Raw genomic sequence first — 354 nt, 5'->3', positions numbered from 1 at the left:
AATCGATCGTATCGCTGGCAATGGATACGGCATCGACGACCGTCGGAATCCCTATTGCTATGACGGGTACTCCCAATGTATCCTGGCTCAGTTCTTTTCGTTTATTCCCGACACCAGAACCCGGATGAATGCCGGTATCGGTGATTTGTATCGTTGAATTCACGCGGTCGATCGAACGGGCAGCCAAGGCATCCACGACAATGAGGAAATCCGGTTTACTTTTCTCGATGACCCCTTTTATGATGTCACTCGTCTCAATTCCCGTAATTCCCATGACCCCTGGGGAAATCGCACTGACTGGCCGATATCCTTCCTTCACTGACCCTGGCTGCAACTCGAACAAATGTCTCGTGA

General features: G+C 50.6%; 1 protein-coding gene. It reads right to left on the bottom strand.

Features of this window, described 5'->3' with window-relative positions:
• Window positions 1-354 (bottom strand): GPR endopeptidase (gpr, locus tag CVN76_RS02135; RefSeq protein ID WP_157805469.1); only part of this gene is annotated, 354 nt, incomplete at both ends.

This window comes from Bacillus sp. mrc49, from assembly GCF_002803435.1.
The sequence above is the reverse complement of the archived record's forward strand: the minus strand, read 5'-3'. Positions and strand labels throughout refer to the sequence as shown.